We start from the raw sequence: 3,658 nt of genomic DNA on the forward strand, positions 1-3,658 counted from the left end.
GGTAGTGGGGGCGAGACAGGGCGCAAGCAGGCTGTGCACCAGTATCCCTACAGGGACGGGGTCTATGTTGAGGATCTGGGCAAACGGGGCCGAGTTTACCACATCCATGGCTTTGTTTTCGGTGCAACAGCTGCTGTGCAGCGAGACCTTTTGGTCAAGGCGGCAGAAACAGCAGGACCGGGTCTTTTAATCCACCCGACCATCGGGGTTATCAAAGCCTCGTGCATGAATTTTTCATGGGGCGAGCCAGACGGCATTACGGGCCGGATCGACATTTCGTTCGATTTTCTCGAGCAGAAGGATCTGCTGGGTAGTACAATCAAGATTGCCCTTGATGCAGCAGTCGCGGCGGCTGCGATTATTGTTCAGGCGGTTTCAGCCAGAAGTTATGCCAAAACTGCTACATCAGCTCTGGCGGTTGGCCAGCCGGTTGTCGCTGCGGCTCAAGCCGTAGCCACAGGCTGGGGAGGGCAGGCATATCACGCTATCCGCTCACCCAGAGCTATGGTCTCAGCCACAAGCATTCTGCCCGGAAATAACGGACGATACGCCTCGGGGAATATCGCTGTGGTCGATAATGCAGCTACGGTGTCAACCGTTTTGGCTAACCTGACATCCTCCCGTGTGGCTATGGAAAGTGCCGTGGCGGATTTGGGGGCAGGTGGTTCGGCTGATGCTTTGTCCAGTGCTGCACAGAACGTGGCGGAACTGGTGCGTACGTCGCTGACGGATCCCGGAGCGCAACTGGCGGCTCTGTTGTCTCTGGCCTCATTCTCAGTAGAGGCGGACGAGACACTGGCTCCCATTGGAGCCGCCATTGCAACGGCCCGATCCGCCACGGCGGCAATGTGCCAGCAGATGGCTCTGGCATCCATTGCTCTGGCCTGTGCGGACTGGAACCCAACATCATCCGATCAGGCAGAAGCACTCCGTAAGCTGGTTGCCACGCAAATGGATACGGCAGCTACCGAAGCGGCGGATGAGGGCTACACGGATATCTGGCGGGCGTTACGGGATCTTCGTTCGTCCCTGACCACCTTTCTGGCCGATCAGGCCAGCCGGTTACCTGACCAGATTACCGTTACCCGCAACGGGCCTGTGCCCGCCCTTGTGCTGGCGCAACAGCTTTATGCCGATGGCTCCCGATCGGATGATCTGATCGGCAGGGCCAACCCTATCCATCCGGCCTTCATGCCTGCCAGCTTTCAGGCTTTGTCTTCCTGATCTTACGGAGTTTCCCATGGGCCTTCTTAGCGGTGTTTCTTCTGCTCTGGGGTATGACGGGACGACTGCTCAGGGTGCCACAATCAGGATTGGCAAATACACCATTACCGGCTGGGAGCGGGTTTCCATTCGCATCGGGCTGGAAATCATGCCCTGGGCGGCCATGCTGGAAACGTCTAGTTGGCAACCAACGACATCGGGTGGGAGCACTATTTCTATCAACGAAGGGGATGCCTGCAGCATCCTTATCGGCAAGGATCAGGTCTTAACCGGTTATGTCCAGAGCATTGCCGAGGATATCGGACCGGAAGAGCATTCCTTACGGATTGTCGCCACATCCAAATCGGTTGATGCGGTAGAGTGCTCGGCTCTGTTCTCCACCTATCAGATGAACAACACGACCGTTCTGGGTATTGCCCAGCAGGTCTGCCAGCAGGCGGGCATACAGGTCAGGTCCATTGGCGGTGCAGGGGAAACCAATATCCAGCAGTTCTCTGTTATTTTGACCGAAACCGCGTATGAGGTCATCGAGCGCGCTACGCGCCTGGCGGGGTGCCTGTTTTACGACCAGCCGGATGGCAGCATCGTGCTGGCTCCTCTGGGCACCAAAAACGTTGGGTGCCTGACGATGGGGCAAAATATCGAGCGCATGTCTGTCCTTCGCTCGCTCAGTGGCCGCTATAGTAATGTGCAGGCCATTATCCAGAATATGGCGGTGCTGTTCACTCCACCCGATGATGCCAACAAGCAGACACAGCAGATGCAGGCACAGACTGCTCCTGTACAGGCATCAGCGAATGATAGCGGGGTAAAGCGCCCACGCACACTGCTCATCCCGGTTGAAACAGGGGATGCGGATTACGCTGTGGCTCGTCAGCGAGTGCAGTGGGAGGTCGCACGCCGGTATGGTCGATCACAGGTTGTGGAAATAACTAGCGATAGCTGGCGGGATAGCAACGGAGACCTCTGGCAACCCAACACGATCTGTACGGTTTCACGTCCCCAGACAGGCTTCAAGAAGGATCTTCTGATAGCCGAAATTGAGTTTGTGCAAGGTGAAGGGGGCACCCACGCCAATCTTGTTTTGATGCCCCCTCAGGCTTTCAAGCCACAACCTCTGGTGCTTCCTCTGGCCCAGAACGAAGGTGTGGCGGCCGCAATAAGGAATACATGATGTCCAACGCATTCAGCCGATTGGGCAGGCGCGTATCCATGGCGCTGGGGTTGGGCCGTCTGACAGCCAATACGGATGAGAAAGCTTCTACTCACACCGTACAGGCGGCACTAGCTGGCGGAGAACTCCGCAGTGATGTGCCTTTGCTCCAGCAAGTTGGCTTCCACAGCCGTCCTCTGCCGGGGTCGGATGTTGTGGTGCTGTTCCAAGCGGGGGACCGGTCGCGTGGTGTTGCTGTGGCGACTGGGGACCAACGGTCTTACCCCAGGGACCTGCAACCGGGGGATGCATGCCTCTACCACGTTACAACGGGCGCTCGGGTGTGGCTCAAGGCGGATGGTAGCATTTCCATCTCCACATCAGGCCCCCTCAATGTCACTGCGTCTGAGGCGGCCTTTAACTGCCCCATAACCAGCACCGGAGATATTTCGGCAAAGGGGGACGTGCTGGCCGGCAAGATCAGCCTGACCAACCACGAGCACCCCGTGCAGGCCGCGCCAGGTACAACAGGGGCACCGGAATAAAATGGATATTGCTCTTTCGTGGAATGTCGCACGCGGCGAAGGGGAGTGGATTATCAGCGGTGGTGACCTACTGCTTGGTAGCGCTCTGGCCTCTGCCGTGATGGTCAGCCTGTTCTCGGATAGGGTGGCGCCGGAAACCATAACCGCGCTTGACGGCGATGTTGGCATTTCTCCAGCTGCTGGCGCTTCTGGTTCCCGCACAAACAACCGCCGTGGCTGGTGGGCCGATGCCTGGGCAGATAGCCCCATAGGCTCGCGGCTGTGGCAAATGGAGCGGGCCATAAAGGCCGGGCAGTCCAGCGTCCCGCGCGAGGTCGAGGCCATATGTCAGGAAGCACTGCAATGGCTGGTGGATGATGGTGTGGCCCAGAGCGTGGTGGTTGCCGCGCAATGGAGTGCCACCAACAGGCAGGCGGTAGAATTCCGCGTGACTGTGCAGGAGCCCGGACAGGTCGCTCCACAGGTATTTCTATTCTCTTGGGCATGGAAAGGGCTGTAATGCCATACGCAAGACCGACCCTGACCGACCTGCGGCAGCAGGCGCTGCAGGATGTTCTGGATGGTGGAATATCTGGTGTTTCCGCCGTGCTGCGCTTTTCTGTTCTCAGTGTTCTTTGTTACGCGTTGGCGGGTCTGTCCTACCTCCATTACGCCTATCTGGACTGGATATCCCAACAGGCGGTCCCCTGGACTGCAACGGATGAATATCTGGAAAGCTGGGGGGCGCTAAAAGGCG

At 58.1% G+C, this 3,658-nt stretch carries 4 protein-coding genes and 1 pseudogene; all 5 read left to right on the plus strand.

Annotation, left to right across the window (positions count from 1 at the left end; all coding sequences use genetic code 11):
* Positions 1–1,224 (plus strand): DNA circularization protein (locus GOB83_RS14505; protein ID WP_165926611.1); only part of this gene is annotated, 1,224 nt, incomplete at its 5' end.
* 16 nt (positions 1,225–1,240) lie between these two features.
* Positions 1,241–2,398, plus strand: a complete 1,158-nt coding sequence (locus GOB83_RS14510) for a phage baseplate assembly protein (protein WP_165926612.1) — start codon at positions 1,241–1,243, stop codon at positions 2,396–2,398.
* Entirely contained in the window at positions 2,395–2,922 is a 528-nt protein-coding gene (locus GOB83_RS14515) for a phage baseplate assembly protein V (protein WP_338420642.1), read from the plus strand. The genes GOB83_RS14510 and GOB83_RS14515 overlap by 4 nt, the downstream gene beginning before the upstream one ends.
* 1 nt (position 2,923) lies before the next feature.
* Entirely contained in the window at positions 2,924–3,421 is a 498-nt protein-coding gene (locus GOB83_RS14520; protein WP_165926614.1) for a phage GP46 family protein, read from the plus strand.
* Positions 3,421–3,658 (plus strand): annotated as a pseudogene (locus tag GOB83_RS14525) (baseplate J/gp47 family protein); the annotation flags it as partial. The gene GOB83_RS14520 and the pseudogene GOB83_RS14525, both read left to right, overlap by 1 nt.

The sequence above is a fragment of the Acetobacter fabarum genome (assembly GCF_011516925.1).
Taxonomy (GTDB): Bacteria; Pseudomonadota; Alphaproteobacteria; order Acetobacterales; family Acetobacteraceae; genus Acetobacter; species Acetobacter fabarum.